Consider the following 16,367-nt stretch of genomic DNA (forward strand, 5'->3'; position numbering starts at 1 on the left):
GAGTGGGGCCGGAGGCCGGTGAAGGCGTGGCAGGGGCTCGGGAGGGTGGTGGGTTCGCCAACTTTCGAGTTGTTTCGGACACCTCGCCGAGGGCCGGCCGCCGTCGCTCCCGCCCACGTCGCCCCTGCGTTCACTTCCGGTTCGCCTTCCCGCCGCTCGCGCGTGCCAGCCTCACCCCGGGCCCGGCATCAGCGGCCGGGAAGAAGGGCACGGGAGACCATGGAGAACGGACCGGCGATCTTCGCGGGGATGGTGTTCTGCCTGTTCGGAGGTGGGCTGTCGGCCTGGATCGCGACCAGTGTCCGCCGGCATCGCCCCGTGGCCCACGGTGTGAGTCAGGTCGCCTCGGTCACCGTCGCGAGCCTCGTCTCGCTGGCCTCCTTCGTCGCCGGGGTGTGGTGTTTCACCTGGCTCTGAGCAGCACGGGCGAACAGGGGATTCCGGTGAGCGAGAGGTCGCGCTCCGCATAGGGGCGGGCAGGGTCTGGACAGTCCGGGCGGCAGGAACGGTGCAAGTCGGGTTACCGTTCGAGTGGCCGTTGCGGGCTTTTCCCGTTTGACACGGGGGCGGGATGTACCGTCACACTCCGCAGCGTCACGAACCGTGAGTGCAGACCCGACCCCGGGACGACAGCCCGGGGAGGCCCCAGCGTCGATCCGGAGAGAAGAGCGAAGTTGTCCCCGACCAGCGAGACCGCGAAGGGCGGCCGCCGACTCGTCATCGTCGAGTCGCCTGCCAAGGCGAAGACGATCAAGGGCTATCTCGGCCCTGGCTACATCGTCGAGGCGAGCGTCGGGCATATTCGCGACCTTCCCAACGGCGCCGCGGAGGTGCCCGAGAAGTACACCGGTGAAGTCCGCCGTCTCGGTGTGGACGTCGAACACGACTTCCAGCCGATCTATGTGGTCAACGCCGACAAGCGGGCCCAGGTCAAGAAGCTCAAGGACCTGCTGAAGGAATCCGACGAGCTCTTCCTCGCCACCGATGAGGACCGCGAGGGCGAGGCCATCGCCTGGCACCTGCAGGAAGTGCTCAAGCCGAAGATCCCGGTCAAGCGGATGGTCTTCCACGAGATCACCAAGGACGCGATCCGCGCGGCCGTGGCCAACCCGCGCCAGCTCAACCAGAAGCTGGTCGACGCCCAGGAGACCCGCCGCATCCTCGACCGTCTCTACGGCTACGAGGTCTCGCCGGTCCTGTGGAAGAAGGTCATGCCCCGGCTGTCCGCCGGCCGTGTCCAGTCCGTCGCCACCCGGCTCGTCGTCGAGCGGGAACGCGAGCGCATCGCGTTCCGTTCCGCCGAGTACTGGGACCTGACCGGCACCTTCTCCCCCACCTCCGGCTTCGCTCCGGCGGGGGGACCCTCATCGGGCCGCGCCGGGGACGCCTCCGATCCGTCCTCGCTGCTCGCCCGCCTGCAGACCGTCGACGGCAGGCGGGTCGCGCAGGGTCGCGACTTCGACTCCCTGGGACAGCTGAAGAACGCGAACACCCTCCAGCTCGACGAGGCGAACGCCCGCGCCCTGGCCGCCGCCCTGGAGAACACCCGGTTCTCCGTGCGGTCCGTCGAGTCCAAGCCGTACCGCCGCTCGCCGTACGCCCCGTTCCGTACGACGACGCTGCAGCAGGAGTCGAGCCGCAAGCTCGGCTTCGGCGCGAAGGCCACGATGCAGATCGCGCAGAAGCTGTACGAGAACGGCTACATCACCTACATGCGTACGGACTCGACGACGCTGAGCGAGACGGCGATCACCGCGGCCCGCACCCAGGTCACGCAGTTGTACGGCGCCGACTACCTGCCGCCGCAGCCGCGCACCTACGCCGGGAAGGTGAAGAACGCGCAGGAGGCGCACGAGGCGATCCGCCCCTCCGGCGACCGCTTCCGCACCCCTGCCGAAACCGGCCTGACCGGCGACCAGTTCCGGCTCTACGAGCTGATCTGGAAGCGGACCGTCGCCTCCCAGATGAAGGACGCCACCGGCAACTCCGTCACCGTGAAGATCGGTGGCACGGCGGCCGACGGCCGGGACGTCGAGTTCACCGCGTCCGGCAAGACCATCACCTTCCACGGCTTCCTGAAGGCCTACGTCGAGGGTGCGGACGACCCGAACGCCGAACTCGACGACCGCGAGCGCCGGCTGCCGCAGGTCGCCGAGGGCGACGCCCTCACCGCCGAGGAGATCACGGCCGACGGCCACGCCACCAAGCCCCCGGCCCGCTACACCGAGGCGTCGCTGGTCAAGGAGCTGGAGGAGCGGGAGATCGGCCGCCCGTCGACGTACGCGTCGATCATCGGCACGATCCTCGACCGCGGCTACGTGTTCAAGAAGGGCACGGCCCTGGTGCCGTCCTTCCTCTCCTTCGCCGTCGTCAACCTGCTGGAGAAGCACTTCGGCCGGCTCGTCGACTACGACTTCACCGCCCGCATGGAGGACGACCTCGACCGCATCGCGCGCGGCGAGGCGCGGTCCGTGCCGTGGCTCAAGCGGTTCTACTTCGGCGAGGGCACCCCCGACAGCGAGTTCCCCGCCGGTGGCAGCGGTAGCGGCGCGGCCGAGGCGGGCAACGGCGACGGGGACCACCTCGGCGGCCTCAAGGAGCTGGTGACCGACCTGGGCGCGATCGACGCGCGCGAGGTGTCGTCGTTCCCGGTGGGCGACGGCATCGTGCTGCGGGTCGGGCGCTACGGCCCGTACATCGAGCGAGGCGAGAAGGACTCCGAGAACCACCAGCGCGCCGACGTCCCCGAGGACCTGGCGCCCGACGAGCTGACGGTGGAGTTCGCCGAGGAGCTGCTCGCCAAGCCGAGCGGTGACTTCGAGCTGGGCACCGACCCGGCGACGGGCCACTCGATCGTCGCCAAGGACGGCCGCTACGGCCCGTACGTCACGGAGATCCTCCCCGAGGGCACCCCGAAGACCGGCAAGAACGCGGTCAAGCCGCGCACCGCCTCCCTCTTCAAGTCGATGTCCCTGGACACGGTGACGCTCGGCGACGCGCTGAAGCTGATGTCGCTGCCGCGCGTGGTCGGCACCGACGCCGAGGGCGTGGAGATCACCGCGCAGAACGGCCGGTACGGGCCGTACCTGAAGAAGGGCACCGACTCGCGGTCGCTGCAGTCCGAGGATCAGCTCTTCACGATCACGCTGGAGGAGGCGCTGGCGATCTACGCCCAGCCCAAGCAGCGGGGCCGGGCTGCGGCCAAGCCGCCGCTGAAGGAGCTGGGCGAGGACCCGGTCAGCGGCAAGCCGGTCGTGGTGAAGGACGGCCGCTTCGGCCCGTACGTCACCGACGGCGAGACCAACGCGACCCTGCGCTCCGGCGACAGCGTCGAGACGATCACCCAGGAGCGCGGGTTCGAGCTGCTCGCCGAGAAGCGCGCCAAGGCACCCGCCAAGAAGACGGCCAAGAAGGCCCCGGCCAAGTCGGCGGCCGCCAAGAAGACGGCCGCCAAGAAGGCTCCGGCGAAGAAGACGGCGGCCGCCAAGAAGACCGCGGCGAAGAAGACCACGAGCGCCGCGAAGACGACGGCGGCGCGGAAGACGACGGCGTCCACGGCCACGTCCACGGCCACCGCGACGAAGTCCGCCGCCGCGAAGAAGGCGACGGCCGCGTCGAACGGTACCGACGCCGAGGACTGAGGATTCTTCAGGGCCTGATGAGGATGCGGGAGTTCCCCGGGCCCCGGAGTCCCCTGGGACTCCGGGGCCCGGGGACTCCGGCGAAGCTCCCGCGGAACCCTCGTGACCTGCCCGTTTTCCGGTGCTGATCTTCGCGAGGGTTCGGAATGCGAACGGCCCGGCAACACTTCGGTGTAGCGACATGCGCATGACAGGGCAGAAGCCCGAGGTATCGGTGCGGGCCGATAGGCTGAACGCATGACGCGATCCGAGCCGCCAACGGCCCCTCAAACGGCCCCCGACGACGCCCTGGTCGCGGACTCCCGCGAGCGCGCGGTCCGCGCCCTGCTGCGTCGCCCGCAGCTGAAACGCCTCTGGAGCGCGCAGCTCGTAGGCGGTGTCGGCGACATCCTCGCCCTCCTGGTGCTGGTGCTCCTCGCTCTCCAGGCGGCGGTCGCCGAAGGATCGTTCGGCGGCGGCTACCGGGGCGTGGCGTTCGCAGTGGCGACCGTTTTCGGGGTGCGGATCCTCGCGACGCTGCTGTTCGGCGCCGTCCTCCTCGGCCCGCTCACCTCGCTCACCTCCCCGGGCGGCCCCCTGGACCGCCGCTGGACCATGATCGCCGCGGACGGACTGCGGGCGGTCCTGCTCATCGTCGCGCCGCTGTGGATCGACTGGACGCCCGACGACGCGCTCGCCCTGCTCCTCGTCACCGCCTTCGTGGCATCGGTCGCCGAGCGGTTCTGGACGGTCTGCCGCGAGAGCGCGGCGCCCGCGCTGCTGCCCGCCCCGCCCCTGGAGGGCGCTACGGTGCGGCCGCTGCCCGACCACATGGACGCGCTGCGCCGCCTGTCGCTGCGTACGGGCTTCGTGGCGGTACCGGCCGCGGCCCTCGTCCTCGTCGTCGCGGGACTCCTCAACAACCTGCTGGGCACGGGCATCGACTGGTTCGAGCAGCACCAGGCGGCGCTCGCCTCGTACGTCGCGGCCGGACTGTTCGCCGCGTCGCTGTCCATGGTGACGTTCCTCGAACTGCCCGGTACGCGCACTCCCCGCGCGCGGTCGCCGCTGGAGGGGCTGCGCAGCCCGAAGAGCGGCACCGGCCCCGACAAGGGCCGCACCGGTGCCGTGCCGCTGCTGGTGCTCGCCTCCGCGTCCGTGGCCGCCGCGGTGTCGGCGGCCGTCGCGGTGTTCGTGCTGCACGCCACGGACCTGGGCGGCGGGCCCGTGCTGTACGGCCTGCTGGTGGCCGCGCTGACCGGCGGTGTCGTCGTCGGCATACGGACGGCGCCGGCCCTGCTGCCGTCGCTGTCGCGGCGCCGACTGCTCGCGCTGGCGCTCGCCTGCACCGGCGTCGCGCTGCTCGCCGCCGGACTCGTACCGGACGTCACCAGCGTGCTGCTGCTCGCCGTGCTGGCCGGTGTCGGCGCGGGCACGGCGGCCAACACCGGGCACACCCTGCTCGACCAGGAGACCGAGGACCAGCGGCGGGCGCGTACGACGGAGCACCTGCACGCGGTCGTCCGCCTCTTCGTGGCACTCGGCGCGGTGATCGCCCCGCTGGTGGCCGCGGGCATCGGACCGCACCGGCTGGAGAGCGGCCGGTTCGTCTTCGCGCACGACGGCGCCGCGTTCACGCTGATGCTGGTGGGGGCGCTGCTGCTGCCGGTGGCCGCGCTCGTCCTGGCCAAGGTCGACGACCGTTCCGGGGTGCCGCTGCGCCACGACCTCCGGGACGCGCTGCTCGGCGGCGACGACCCCGAGCCCGCAGTGGCGGGCGACGGCTTCTTCATCGCCCTGGAAGGCGGCGACGGGGCCGGGAAGTCCACCCAGGCCGAGGCGCTCGCCGAGTGGATCCGGGGCAAGGGCCACGAGGTCGTGCTCACGCGTGAGCCGGGGGCGACACCGGTCGGCAAGCGGCTGCGGTCGATCCTGCTGGACGTCTCGAGCGCCGGACTGTCCCACCGCGCGGAGGCCCTGCTGTACGCGGCGGACCGCGCCGAGCACATCGACACGGTCGTACGGCCCGCCCTGGAGCGCGGCGCGGTCGTCATCTCCGACCGGTACATCGACTCCTCGGTGGCCTACCAGGGGGCCGGCCGCGACCTGTCGCCGACCGAGATCGCCCGCATCAACCGCTGGGCCACCGACGGCCTCGTACCGCACCTCACCGTGCTCCTCGACGTGGCGCCGGAGACCGCGCGCGAGCGGTTCACCGAGGCGCCTGACCGGCTGGAGTCGGAGCCCGCCGAGTTCCACGCACGCGTGCGGGCCGGTTTCCTCACGCTGGCCGCGGCCGACCCCGGCCGGTACCTGGTCGTCGACGCCGGTCAGGAGCCGGACGCGGTCGGTACCGTCATCCGGCACCGGCTCGACCAGGTGCTGCCGCTCTCCGAGGCCGAGATCAAGGCCATCGAGGAGGCCCGGCGCAAGGCCATCGAGGAGGCCCGCCGCAAGGCGGAGGAGGAAGCGGCGCGCAAGGCCGAGGAGGAGCGCCTGGAGCGCGAGCGCCAGGAACAGCTGGCGCGGCTGCGTGCCGAGGAGGAGGAGCGCAAGCGGCGCGAGCTGGAAGAGGCGCAGCGGCGCGAGGCCGAACGGCAGGCGGAGGAGGCCCGGCAGCGCGCCGAGGAGGCCGCCCGCCGTGCCGAGGAGGAGCGGCAGCGGCTCCTCGCCGAGGAGAAGGCGCGCGCGGAGGCGGAAGCCCGCCGCAAGGCGGAGCAGGAGCGCCGCCGCAAGCAGGCCGAGGAGGAGGAGCGGCTGCGCGCCGAGGCCGAGGCACTGCGCCTGGAGAAGCAGCGCAAGGCCGAGGAGGCACTGCGGCGGGCCGAGGAGGCCCGACGCCTCGCGGAGCGGGCCGCGGCCGCGGCGGAGGCGGGGCCCTCCCCGGTGAACTGGGCCGACGCGGCGCGTGGTGCGGATGCGCCGAGCAGGTCGGACGCGTCGCGAGGGTCGGACGCTTCGCGAAGGCCGGGCGCGTCCGGCGGTACGGATGCGTCCGGTGGTCCGGACGTGTCGAGCGGGTCGGCCTCGGCGGACGAGACGGCGGTGCTGCCCAAGGTGACGGGCGACGCGGCAGGAGAGGACGGGCCGGGCTCCGGCGAGTCCTCGGGCCGGTTCCGCAAGGACGGGCGTGACTCCGCGCGGGGCGGGAGCGAGGGACGGTCCGGCTGGGTCAGGTCCTCCCAGCTGTCCGAGGCCGAGGTGACGACCGAGCTGCCGCAGGTGTCGGTCGCGCCGGGGGCGGCCGACGAGACCGAGGTACTGCCGGCCGTGCCGCCGCCGAGCGCCACGGAGGAGACGGCGGTGCTCCCCGCGATCACCCGGGACGAGAACGAGGTGGCCAGCACGCGCGAGCTGCCCCGGGTCGACCTCGAGAACATGCCGGACCGGCGCAGGCAGCGCTCGGACTGGGCCGAGGAGACCCCGCTGGACGACCTGCCGACCCTGGCGGACGAACTGCTGGGCCCGCGCGACGGCGAACCGGGTGAACCGGGTGAACCCGACGAGGGTGGCCGGGGCAAGGGCAAGGGACGGCGCCGCTGACAAGAGCGGCGGCCCACCGAGGTGCCGATGCTGGGCGGGGGCGGAACGACGGCCCCCGCCCAGCGCCGTTCCCCGGGCCGGTCCCGCCACCGGTCCGGGACTGTCGGTGGTCACCCCCACAATGGTTCCGGGCAGTGGATCCACTGCCCGGATCCAAACCGTGGATCCAAACCGTGGATCCAAACCGTGGATCCAAACCGTGGATCCAAACCGTGGATCCGGACCGTGGATCCGGCGGTGGAATCGGCCAGTGGACAATGAGTGGCGAACGTGACGAGCGTGACGAACATGACGGAAGGGCGGCGTGACCCATGACCGTGTGGGACGACCTCGTCGGGCAGCAGCGGGTGAGCGACCAGCTCGCCGCCGCCGCGCGGGACGCCGATGCCCTCGTCACGGCCGCGGCGGCCGACGCCCCACCGCCGGAGGCGTCGCGGATGACGCACGCGTGGCTGTTCACCGGACCGCCCGGCGCGGGGCGGAACCAGGCGGCGCGCGCCTTCGCCGCCGCGTTGCAGTGCGTCAGCCCCGACCGCGCGCTCGGCGGGTCACCGGGCTGCGGATTCTGCGACGGCTGCCACACCGCCCTGATCGGCACCCACGCCGACGTGAGCACGATCGCCGCCGTCGGCGCGATGATCCTGGTGCGCGACATGCGCGACACCGTCCGCAAGTCGTTCACCGCACCGGCGAACGGCCGCTGGCAGGTGATCCTCGTCGAGGACGCCGAGCGGCTGAACGAGAGTTCCGCCAACGCCGTCCTCAAGGCCGTCGAGGAGCCCGCGCCCCGCACGGTCTGGCTGCTCTGCGCCCCCTCCGTCGAGGACGTCCTGCCGACGATCCGCTCCCGCTGCCGCCACCTCAACCTGAGCACGCCCTCCGTGGACGCCGTGGCCGATCTGCTCGTACGCCGTGAGGGCATCGAGCCGGACGTCGCCGCGGCCGCGGCCCGCGCCACCCAGGGGCACGTCGACCGGGCCCGCCGGCTGGCCACCGACCCGGCCGCCCGCGAGCGCCGTGCCGCCGTACTGAAGCTGCCGTTGCGCGTCGAGGACATCGGGAGCGCGCTCAAGGCGGCCCAGGAACTCGTCGACGCCGCCGCCGAGGACGCCAAACAGCTGGCCGAGCAGAGGGACACCAAGGAGACCGACGAGCTGAAGGCGGCTCTCGGCGCGGTGCAGGGCGGCCGGCTGCCGCGCGGCACCGCGGGCGTGGTCAAGGAACTGGAGGACATGCAGAAGCGCCGCAGAACGCGTACCCAGCGGGACAGCCTCGACGTGGCCCTGACCGACCTCACCAGCTTCTACCGCGACGTCCTCGCCCTCCAGCTCGGCTCCCGCGTGGCCATCGCCAACGCGGACGCGGAGGACGCCCTGGAGCGCCTGGCCCGGGACAACTCCCCCGAATCCACGCTCCGCCGCATCGAGGCCATCGACGCCTGCCGCGACGCCCTCGACCGCAACGTGACCCCGCTCCTGGCGGTGGAAGCGATGACGATGGCCCTTAGAGCAGGCTGACCCGAACCGAACCGACCCGACCCTGGCCCCGAATCCGAAAACCGCTCCCATAGCCCGAAAAGTGCGACGCGCACGACGTGTGAAACCCACACAGGGCGCTCACTCCATCGCGCAGAGTTACGCTCGCAGCATGTACACAAGGCGCATCCTCCGCAGGACCCGTACCGGAGCCACGCTGCTCGCCGCCGCCGCGCTCCTGGTCTCCGGCTGCTCCTCCGGAAGCACGACGAGCACCACGAGTTCCGCGAGCTCGGCGGCGAAGGAGGAGGCGGCGGCGCTGGCCCCCCTGCCACGCTCCACGCCCAAGGCGCTCACGCCGTACTACGAGCAGAAGCCGGCCTGGCGCGACTGCGGAGTGCCCGGCTTCCAGTGCGCCACGCTGAAGGCCCCGCTCGACTACGCGGACCCGGCCGCCGGCGACATCCGCCTCGCCGTGTCCCGCAAGAAGGCCGAGGGCCCGGGGGAGCGGCTGGGCTCCCTGCTGGTCAACCCCGGCGGCCCGGGCGCGTCGGCGATCGACTACCTCCAGGCGTACGCGGGCATCGGCTACCCCAAGGAGGTGCGCGCCCGCTACGACATGGTGGCCGTGGACCCGCGGGGCGTGGCCCGCAGCGAGCCCGTCGAATGCCTGGACGGCCCCGAGATGGACGCGTACACGCAGACGGACTTCACGCCGGACGACGAGAGGGAGGCGGACACGCTGGTCGCCGGGTACCGGAAGTTCGCCGAGGGCTGCGGGGCGGACGCGCCGAAGCTGCTGCGCCATGTGTCCACCATCGAGGCGGCCCGGGACATGGACATCGTGCGGGCGGCCCTGGGCGACGAGAAGCTGAACTACGTCGGCGCCTCCTACGGGACCTTCCTCGGGGCGACGTACGCGGGCCTGTTCCCGGACCGGACGGGCCGGCTGGTGCTGGACGGCGCGCTGGACCCCTCCCTGTCCGCGCGGCAGCTCAACATCGAGCAGACGGCGGGTTTCGAGACGGCGTTCACGGCCTTCGCGAAGGACTGCGTACGGCAGAGCGACTGCCCGCTCGGCGACCGGAACACCAGCTCCGAAGAGGCCGGCAGGAACCTGAAGGAGTTCTTCGCCAAGACCGACGCCCAGCCGATCCCCACCGGTGACGCCGACGGCCGTGAGCTCACCGAGTCGCTGGCCACCATCGGCGTGATCGCCGCGATGTACGACGAGGGCGCCTGGCCGCTCCTGCGCAAGGCCCTGACAGCGGCGATGAAGGAGAACAACGGCGCCGGACTCCTCGCCCTCTCCGACAGCTACTACGAACGCGACACCAACGGTAAGTACGCCAACCTGATGTTCGCCAACGCCGCGGTGAACTGCCTGGACCTCCCGCCCGCCTTCGGCTCCCCGGACCAGGTGAGGGATGCGCTCCCCGACTTCGAGAAGGCTTCCCCGGTCTTCGGCGAGGGCTTCGCCTGGGCGGCCCTGAACTGCACGTACTGGCCGGTCGCCGCCACGGGTGAGCCCCAGCGCATCGAGGCGAAGGGCGCGGCGCCGATCGTCGTCGTCGGTACCACGCGCGACCCCGCGACCCCCTACCGCTGGGCACAGGCCCTGGCCGACCAGCTCGCCTCGGCCCGCCTCCTCACCTACGAGGGCGACGGCCACACCGCCTACGGCCGGGGCAGCGACTGCATCGACTCCGCGATCAACGCCTACCTCGTCGACGGCACCCCGCCGGCGGACGGAAAGCGCTGCTCATAGCGGGTGCACCCACCCCGGAGGCAGGCCCCCCGGCCCGCCTCCGGGACAGGTACGAAGCACCATTCGAAACTGTGTAGACTTACCGACGTCGCTGACCGCACCATGGTGCCGACAGCGCGCCGCCTTAGCTCAGATGGCCAGAGCAACGCACTCGTAATGCGTAGGTCTCGGGTTCGAATCCCGAAGGCGGCTCTGTGAAAGCCTCAGGACTCACTCGCCGTGACCTGGGGCTTTTGCTTTTACCGGATGCGACGGCGGCGCTGGGCGCGTGCCGCACGGGTGTCGGCGGTCTCACTTCTGGTCTCAGCGGGGCCCGGAATCGGGGCCGGAAGATTTCAAGTCCGGTGAGACGGTCGTGACGCTATGGGATGTGTGGTGCGGGTTCGCGGCGCTCGGCCGGGTCGTTGAGCCAGACGGTCTTCGGCATCTCGGGTGGTCGGGGGCGGCGGCCGAAGCGTTCGGGGTGACGAGCGTATGCCTCGGCGAGGGTGGCGGCCCGCTGGTCGCGGACCTCCTCGGCGGTTCCGAAGTGGACGGAGGCGGGTGTGTGCCAGCCGATGCCCGAGTGTCGGTGCTCGTGGTTGTAGTACGTGATGAACGCGTCGAACCACTCGCGGGCGTGGCTCAGGTCGTCAGCACGACCCCGGCGTACGCTGCGGCCGCGACGACCAGCCACGAACCCAGGCCGAGCAGTGCCATCCGCGGGCCGCCGGAACGGGCCAGGGTCGGCAGGTGCACGGTGCTGCCGAGACCGAGCAAGGCGGCGGCGAGCAGTAGTTCCTGCACGGTGTCCGCGGCGTCGAGCACTCCGCTGCCGAGCAGTCCGGTGCTGCGCAGTACGACCATCGCCAGGAATCCCACGACGAACAGGGGCAGCAGGGCAGGCCGGCGGCCGTCGCCGTCCACGGGGTGCCCGGCGCTCTTGCGGCGGCGGCTCAGTGTCACTCCCGCGACCAGCGGCGCCAGCATCGCGACCCGGATCAGCTTGACCAGGACCCCTTCGGTCAGCGCCTGCGGCCCGGCGGTCTGGGCGGTGGCGACGACCTGCCCGACATCGTGCACGCCGGCGCCGACCCAGCGCCCGAACTCCGTCGCGTCCAGTCCGAGCGGGGCCTTGAGCAGCGGCAGTACGGCTATGGCGAGCGTGCCGCAGAGCGTCACAAGGGCGACCGACGAGGCGACCTCCGCCTCGTGCCGCTCGTCGCCCTTGTCCTTGCCGAGCACGCCGCTGACCGCGCCGATCGCGGATGCGCCGCAGATCGAGTAGCCGGTGGCGACGAGCAGCGACAGGTCGTTGGAGAGGCCGATTCCGCGGCCCAGCCACTGCGTCCCGAAGAACGTGACCAGGACGACGCCGACCGCCATGACCAGGGCCTGCCAGCCGAGTCCGGCCACGTCGCCGAGACTCAGTTTCAGGCCGAGCAGCACGATGCCGAGCCGCATCAGCCGCTTGCCCGCCATGGACAGGCCGGGCCGGGCGACACCGCGTACGAGAGGAGCGACCCCTGGCAGATGCGCCGCGACGACGCCGAGCACGACGGCCGCGGTGAGCATCGGCACGGCGGACACCAGCGCGTGCACCCCGAAGGCCGCCGCCACACCGATGGCGGCGAGCGCGAGGCCCGGCACGACGCCTTCTCTGCGGGGTGCGGCGGGGGGCGGGGTGCGGCGCACGGACATGCGGCGTTCGGGGTCGGTGAGAACCATGTTTTCAGCGTGCGCCGGGTGGGGGGCGCCCACTAGACGTGATCTTGTGGGCAGGTCATAGGGTTCCCCTATGGCCCTTGAGTCCTCCGACGCGCATCCGCGACCGCTCCCCGATCTGCACGCCCTGCAACTGCTGGTCTGCGTCGCCGAGACCGGGAGCCTGGGGCGGGCCGCCGCGCGGCTGCGCATCAGCCAGCCTTCCGCGAGCGCCCGGATGCGCACGCTGGAGCGGCGCCTGGGCCTGCGGCTGCTCGACCGCTCCACCTCGGGCTCCCGGCTCACCCCGGCCGGTGCCGTGGTCGGTGACTGGGCGCGCTCCTTGCTCGAACAGGCCGAGGCGCTGGTTGAGGGCGCCGCCGCGCTGCGCTCCCGGCAGGACAACCGGCTCCTGGTGACCGCGAGCCTGACCATCGCCGAGGAACTGATGCCGGGCTGGCTGGTCGCGCTGCGCGAGGAGGAGGCCGATGCCCATGTCGGGCTCACCGTCACCAACAGCTCCGGGGTGATCGAGGCGCTGCGCCGCGGGAGCTGCGACCTGGGCTTTGTCGAGGGCCCCTGGGTGCCGGACGACCTGCACCGCACCGTGGTCGGCCGGGACCGTCTCGCCGTGGTCGTGGCCCCCGGCCACCCCTGGGCCCGGCGCCGCCGCCCGCTGAGCGGCCGCGAACTCGCCGACACCCCGCTGCTGCTGCGCGAGCCCGGCTCCGGCAGCCGCGAAACCCTGGAGAAGGCGCTGCGCCCATACGACGGTGTGGCCGTGCCGGTTCTCGAACTGGGCTCCACCGCGCCCCTGCGCAGCGCGGTCGTCCGGGGCCTGGCCCCCGCAGTGCTCTCCGCGCTGGCCGTTCACGAGGACGTGGACCACGGCCGCCTGGTCGAGGTCGAGGTCGACCCGGCGGTCCCGCTGCGCAGACTGCTGCACGCGGTGTGGCTCAAAGGCCATGAACTGCCGGAGGCGGCATTGAGACTGCTCAGGGTGGCACGGTCGGTCTAGGAGCGCCCCTCGAGCATCTGCTCGGCGCACAAGGGCAGCTCTGCGCTCCCGGGGTCCTCTTCTGTCTGAACCGATCGCGCGGTTGCGCAGCACGGCGGAGTCCTGGGTCGGCCCTACGCCGCAGCCCGTTCGTGCAGGGCGGGGAGCCCGGCCTCCGTGGTCACTTGGCGTCCGCGTAGCACTCCACCACCGCCGTCGTGAACGGGAACCGCACCGGGGTCGGGCCGAACGTCAGCCGCCCGGCCAGCTCCGCCGCCTCCCGGATCGCCGTCACCACCGTCTCCGCCTCCTCCTCGGGGCAGTGCACGATCACCTCGTCGTGCTGGAAGAAGACCAGCTCGGCCGCCATGTCCCGCACCGCCTGCCGTAGCGCGGCGAGCAGCAGCAGGGTCCAGTCGGCGGCGCTGCCCTGGACGACGAAGTTGCGGGTGAAACGGCCTCGCGCGCGGGCGTCGGTCGAGGCGTAGCCCGGTACCCACTGCCGGGCGGCGTCGGATTCCTCCTCCGTGAGCGGGATGCCCGCCTCCTCCACCGCGTCGTCCGTCGTACGGGTCGCGGGCGGGCAGGTGCGGCCGAGCCAGGTCCGTACGAGCCGGCCTTCCTCACCGGCGCGGGCGGCCTCGTCGACGTAGGCCACGGCCCGGGGGAAGCGGCGTCTGAGGGCGGCGAGGTTCTTCAGGCCGTCGCCGGACGTCTGGCCGTAGACCGCGCCGAGGACGGCGAGCTTCGCCTGCGCGCGGTCGCCGGAGAAGGCGCGGTCGGACACCGACTGGTAGAGGTCGGTCTCCCGGCCGGCCACCTCCATCAGCCCGGGGTCGCGGGAGATCGCCGCGAGGACGCGCGGCTCCATCTGGTCGGCGTCGGCGACGACGAGCCGCCAGCCCGGGTCGGCGACGGCCGCGCGGCGGATCACCTTGGGGATCTGCAGCGCGCCCCCGCCGTTGGTCACCCAGCGGCCGGTCACCGTCCCGCCCGCCAGGAACTCGGGCCGGAAGCGGCCGTCGCGCACCCAGTCCTGGAGCCAGGACCAGCCGTGGGCGACCCGGATGCGGTACAGCTTCTTGTACTCGATCAGCGGTTTCACCGCCGGATGGTCGAGGGACTCGAGCTCCCAGCGGCGGGTCGAGGAGACCTTGATCCCGGCCTGCGCGAACGCCTTGACGACGTCGGCGGGCAGGTCGGGCCGGACCCGGCGGCCGAAGGCGGCGGACACCTCGTCGGCGAGCTCGGCGAGTCTGCGGGGCTCGCCGCCGCCCGCGTACCGCTCGCCGAGCAGGTCGTCCAGCACCGCGCGGTGCACGTCCGCGCGCCAGGGCAGCCCCGCACGGTTCATCTCGGCGGCGACGAGCATCCCCGCCGACTCGGCGGCCACCAGCAGCCGCATCCGGTCCGGGTGCGCGGTGGCCTCGATCCGGCGCTGCTGTCCGGCGTAGACCGCGAGGAGGTCCGCCGGCGGGACGTGGGCGCCCCGGGGTTCGAAGAGCGACGACTGCGCGCCCGGCTCGGCCGAGCGCTGCGGCGGATCGGGCGGTACGGGGTCTCCGCGGAGCCGCGCCAGGGCGGCCGCGGCCGAACGGGGCTGCCCGTACCGCCCCTCGTGGCCGAGCAGGAGAGTCTCGGCGGCCTCGACGTCGTAGCACCGCTCCACTCGCACCCCCGCGGCGAGCAGGCGCGGATAGACCTCGGCGGTGGACCGCCACACCCACCGGGTGACACCGGGACGGCTCCGCACGGCCTCGGCGGGACCCGCCTCCCGCCGCACCGGAGCGGCGGGCAGCCCTTCCGGGCCGAGGGGGGCGACGTCGACGCCACCGTCCTCGGCCGAGGAGAGAGCCCACCGGTCGGCCATGACGTGAGTGTGACAGGGGGGTCTGACAGCCGAACCCGGCTGCCGAACCCGGCTGCCGGGCCCGACAGCCGGGTTCGGGAGCGAGTCCGGGAGCGGGTCCGGCAGCGGGGTCCGGCGACGGCCCGGATCAGCTCTCCGGCGAGGCTTCCTTCTCCTGGTCTTCCTCCTGCCGCGTCTCCACGACCTGCGCCAGCAGGTCGGCGACGTACCGCTCGGTGGTCGTCTTGTCGACGCCCAGGCCGCTGAGGACGCCCTTGCCGTTCTCGTGCTCCAGGAGGGCGAGCAGGAGGTGCTCGGTGCCGACGTAGTTGTGGCCGAGGCGGAGGGCCTCGCGGAAGGTGAGTTCCAGGACCTTCTTGGCCGCCGGGCCGTACGGCACCAGCTCGGGGGCGTCCTCGACGGCCGGCGGGAGGGTCGCCACGGCGGCCGCGCGGACCGCGTCCAGGGTGACGCCCTGTTCGGTGATCGCCTTCGCGGCCAGGCCGCCCGGCTCGGCCAGCAGGCCGAGGACCAGGTGCTCGGGCAGGCCCTCGGCGTTGCGCGCGGCCTTGGACTCGTTGTGCGCGGCCATCACCACGGCGCGGGCGCGGGGCGTGTAGCGGTTGAAGCCCTCGTTCGGGTCGAGGGCGGCCGACTCCTTGGTCACGAAACGCTTCTGGGCCGCCTGCCGGGTGACGCCCATGCTCTTGCCGATGTCCGTCCAGGAGGCGCCCGAGCGCCGGGCCTGGTCCACGAAGTGGCCGATCAGGTGATCCGCCACGTCGCCGAGGTGCTCACCCGCGAGCACCGCGTCCTGAAGCTGCTGAAGGGGTTCCTCGTGGACCTTCTTGATGGCCGCGATGAGGTCGTCGAGACGTACGGATGACTTGATGCCGGGATTCGTCGTCATGTGTCAACGGTAGGTTGACAGTGTGAGGGTGTCAACCGCGAGTTGACACTTGGGGGTGAACTCCCGCGGCATGGCACCATCGGCCCGTGAGCACGTCCAGCACCGTCGACCGCGCCTTCCGGGCCGCCCTGTACGCCACCACCGACGACGCCCTCGACACCGGCGCGTCCCTGCTCGCCGGCGACCCGGCGGCGGACGCCGAACTCGCCCGGCGAGGCGAGGAGTTCGTGTCGAAAGCCTGGCAGCGCGGCTGGCAGCCCGCCGACCTCGTACGGATCGTCCGGCGCGAACTGGACGACGTGCACCTACGGCTCGTCACGGGGCTGATCCGCGCGCAGGCGCCGCACGACCGGCCCCGGGGGCCCCGCTGGACCGCCCAGCTCGACGCCCTCGGCGACCCCGGCGCCGCGCCCGCACCCCGCACCGATCGCTTCTCGCGCGCCACGGCCGTACTGGAGGTGTACCGGCTGCTGCTGCGCCTGCCCACGCTCGAATCCCTCGACGGGGCGGCGGCCGAGGCCG

General features: G+C 72.6%; 10 protein-coding genes, 1 tRNA gene and 1 pseudogene. 8 read left to right on the forward strand and 4 right to left on the reverse strand.

Annotated elements, in window-relative coordinates; all coding sequences use genetic code 11:
- Positions 1-219: 219 nt before the first annotated feature.
- From AOK11_RS28380 to AOK11_RS28405, 6 genes are all read left to right on the forward strand, one after another.
- Positions 220-417 carry a hypothetical protein gene (locus AOK11_RS28380; RefSeq protein ID WP_055596578.1) on the forward strand — a complete coding sequence of 66 codons (198 nt, stop codon included), beginning with the start codon at positions 220-222 and terminating at the stop codon, positions 415-417.
- Positions 418-674: 257 nt separating this feature from the next.
- Positions 675-3,641 (forward strand): type I DNA topoisomerase, encoded by a 2,967-nt coding sequence (gene topA / locus AOK11_RS28385; RefSeq protein ID WP_055596579.1) that lies wholly within the window; start codon positions 675-677, stop codon positions 3,639-3,641.
- Positions 3,642-3,878: 237 nt separating this feature from the next.
- Positions 3,879-7,163, forward strand: coding sequence for a dTMP kinase (tmk, locus tag AOK11_RS28390; RefSeq protein WP_055596580.1), 3,285 nt, complete (start codon positions 3,879-3,881; stop codon positions 7,161-7,163).
- A 311-nt stretch (positions 7,164-7,474) separates the two neighbouring features.
- A complete protein-coding gene (locus AOK11_RS28395) occupies positions 7,475-8,680 on the forward strand; it encodes a DNA polymerase III subunit delta' (protein ID WP_055596581.1) in 1,206 nt (401 codons plus the stop codon).
- A 130-nt stretch (positions 8,681-8,810) separates the two neighbouring features.
- Positions 8,811-10,406, forward strand: a complete 1,596-nt coding sequence (locus AOK11_RS28400; protein WP_055596582.1) for an alpha/beta hydrolase — start codon at positions 8,811-8,813, stop codon at positions 10,404-10,406.
- A gap of 118 nt (positions 10,407-10,524) precedes the next feature.
- Positions 10,525-10,598: transfer RNA gene (locus tag AOK11_RS28405), tRNA-Thr, on the forward strand.
- 169 nt (positions 10,599-10,767) lie between these two features.
- Here the strand turns inward: AOK11_RS28405 and AOK11_RS46870 are convergent.
- Together AOK11_RS46870 and AOK11_RS28415 are read right to left on the reverse strand one after the other, a co-directional pair.
- Complete coding sequence (locus AOK11_RS46870) at positions 10,768-11,082, reverse strand: integrase core domain-containing protein (protein ID WP_055596583.1); 315 nt, start codon at positions 11,080-11,082, stop codon at positions 10,768-10,770.
- Complete coding sequence (locus AOK11_RS28415; protein ID WP_055596584.1) at positions 11,031-12,113, reverse strand: YeiH family protein; 1,083 nt, start codon at positions 12,111-12,113, stop codon at positions 11,031-11,033. The genes AOK11_RS46870 and AOK11_RS28415 overlap by 52 nt, the downstream gene beginning before the upstream one ends.
- Positions 12,114-12,183: 70 nt before the next feature.
- Here AOK11_RS28415 and AOK11_RS28420 point away from each other — a divergent pair, with 70 nt between their 5' ends.
- Positions 12,184-13,107, forward strand: a complete 924-nt coding sequence (locus AOK11_RS28420; protein WP_055596585.1) for a LysR substrate-binding domain-containing protein — start codon at positions 12,184-12,186, stop codon at positions 13,105-13,107.
- Positions 13,108-13,267: 160 nt separating this feature from the next.
- On the opposite strand, the gene AOK11_RS28425 is transcribed toward AOK11_RS28420, so the two are convergent.
- Together AOK11_RS28425 and AOK11_RS28430 are read right to left on the reverse strand one after the other, a co-directional pair.
- Positions 13,268-14,956: a bifunctional 3'-5' exonuclease/DNA polymerase gene (locus AOK11_RS28425; RefSeq protein ID WP_055596586.1), complete on the reverse strand. Its 1,689-nt coding sequence runs from the start codon at positions 14,954-14,956 to the stop codon at positions 13,268-13,270.
- Between the two features lie 127 nt (positions 14,957-15,083).
- Positions 15,084-15,845 (reverse strand): Clp protease N-terminal domain-containing protein, encoded by a 762-nt coding sequence (locus AOK11_RS28430; RefSeq protein WP_055596587.1) that lies wholly within the window; start codon positions 15,843-15,845, stop codon positions 15,084-15,086.
- 86 nt (positions 15,846-15,931) lie between these two features.
- On the opposite strand from AOK11_RS28430, the pseudogene AOK11_RS28435 reads away from it, so the two are divergent.
- Positions 15,932-16,367: pseudogene (locus AOK11_RS28435) on the forward strand (DUF2786 domain-containing protein); the annotation flags it as partial.

The sequence above is a fragment of the Streptomyces hirsutus genome (genome assembly GCF_001418415.1).
GTDB lineage: Bacteria > Actinomycetota > Actinomycetes > Streptomycetales > Streptomycetaceae > Streptomyces > Streptomyces hirsutus.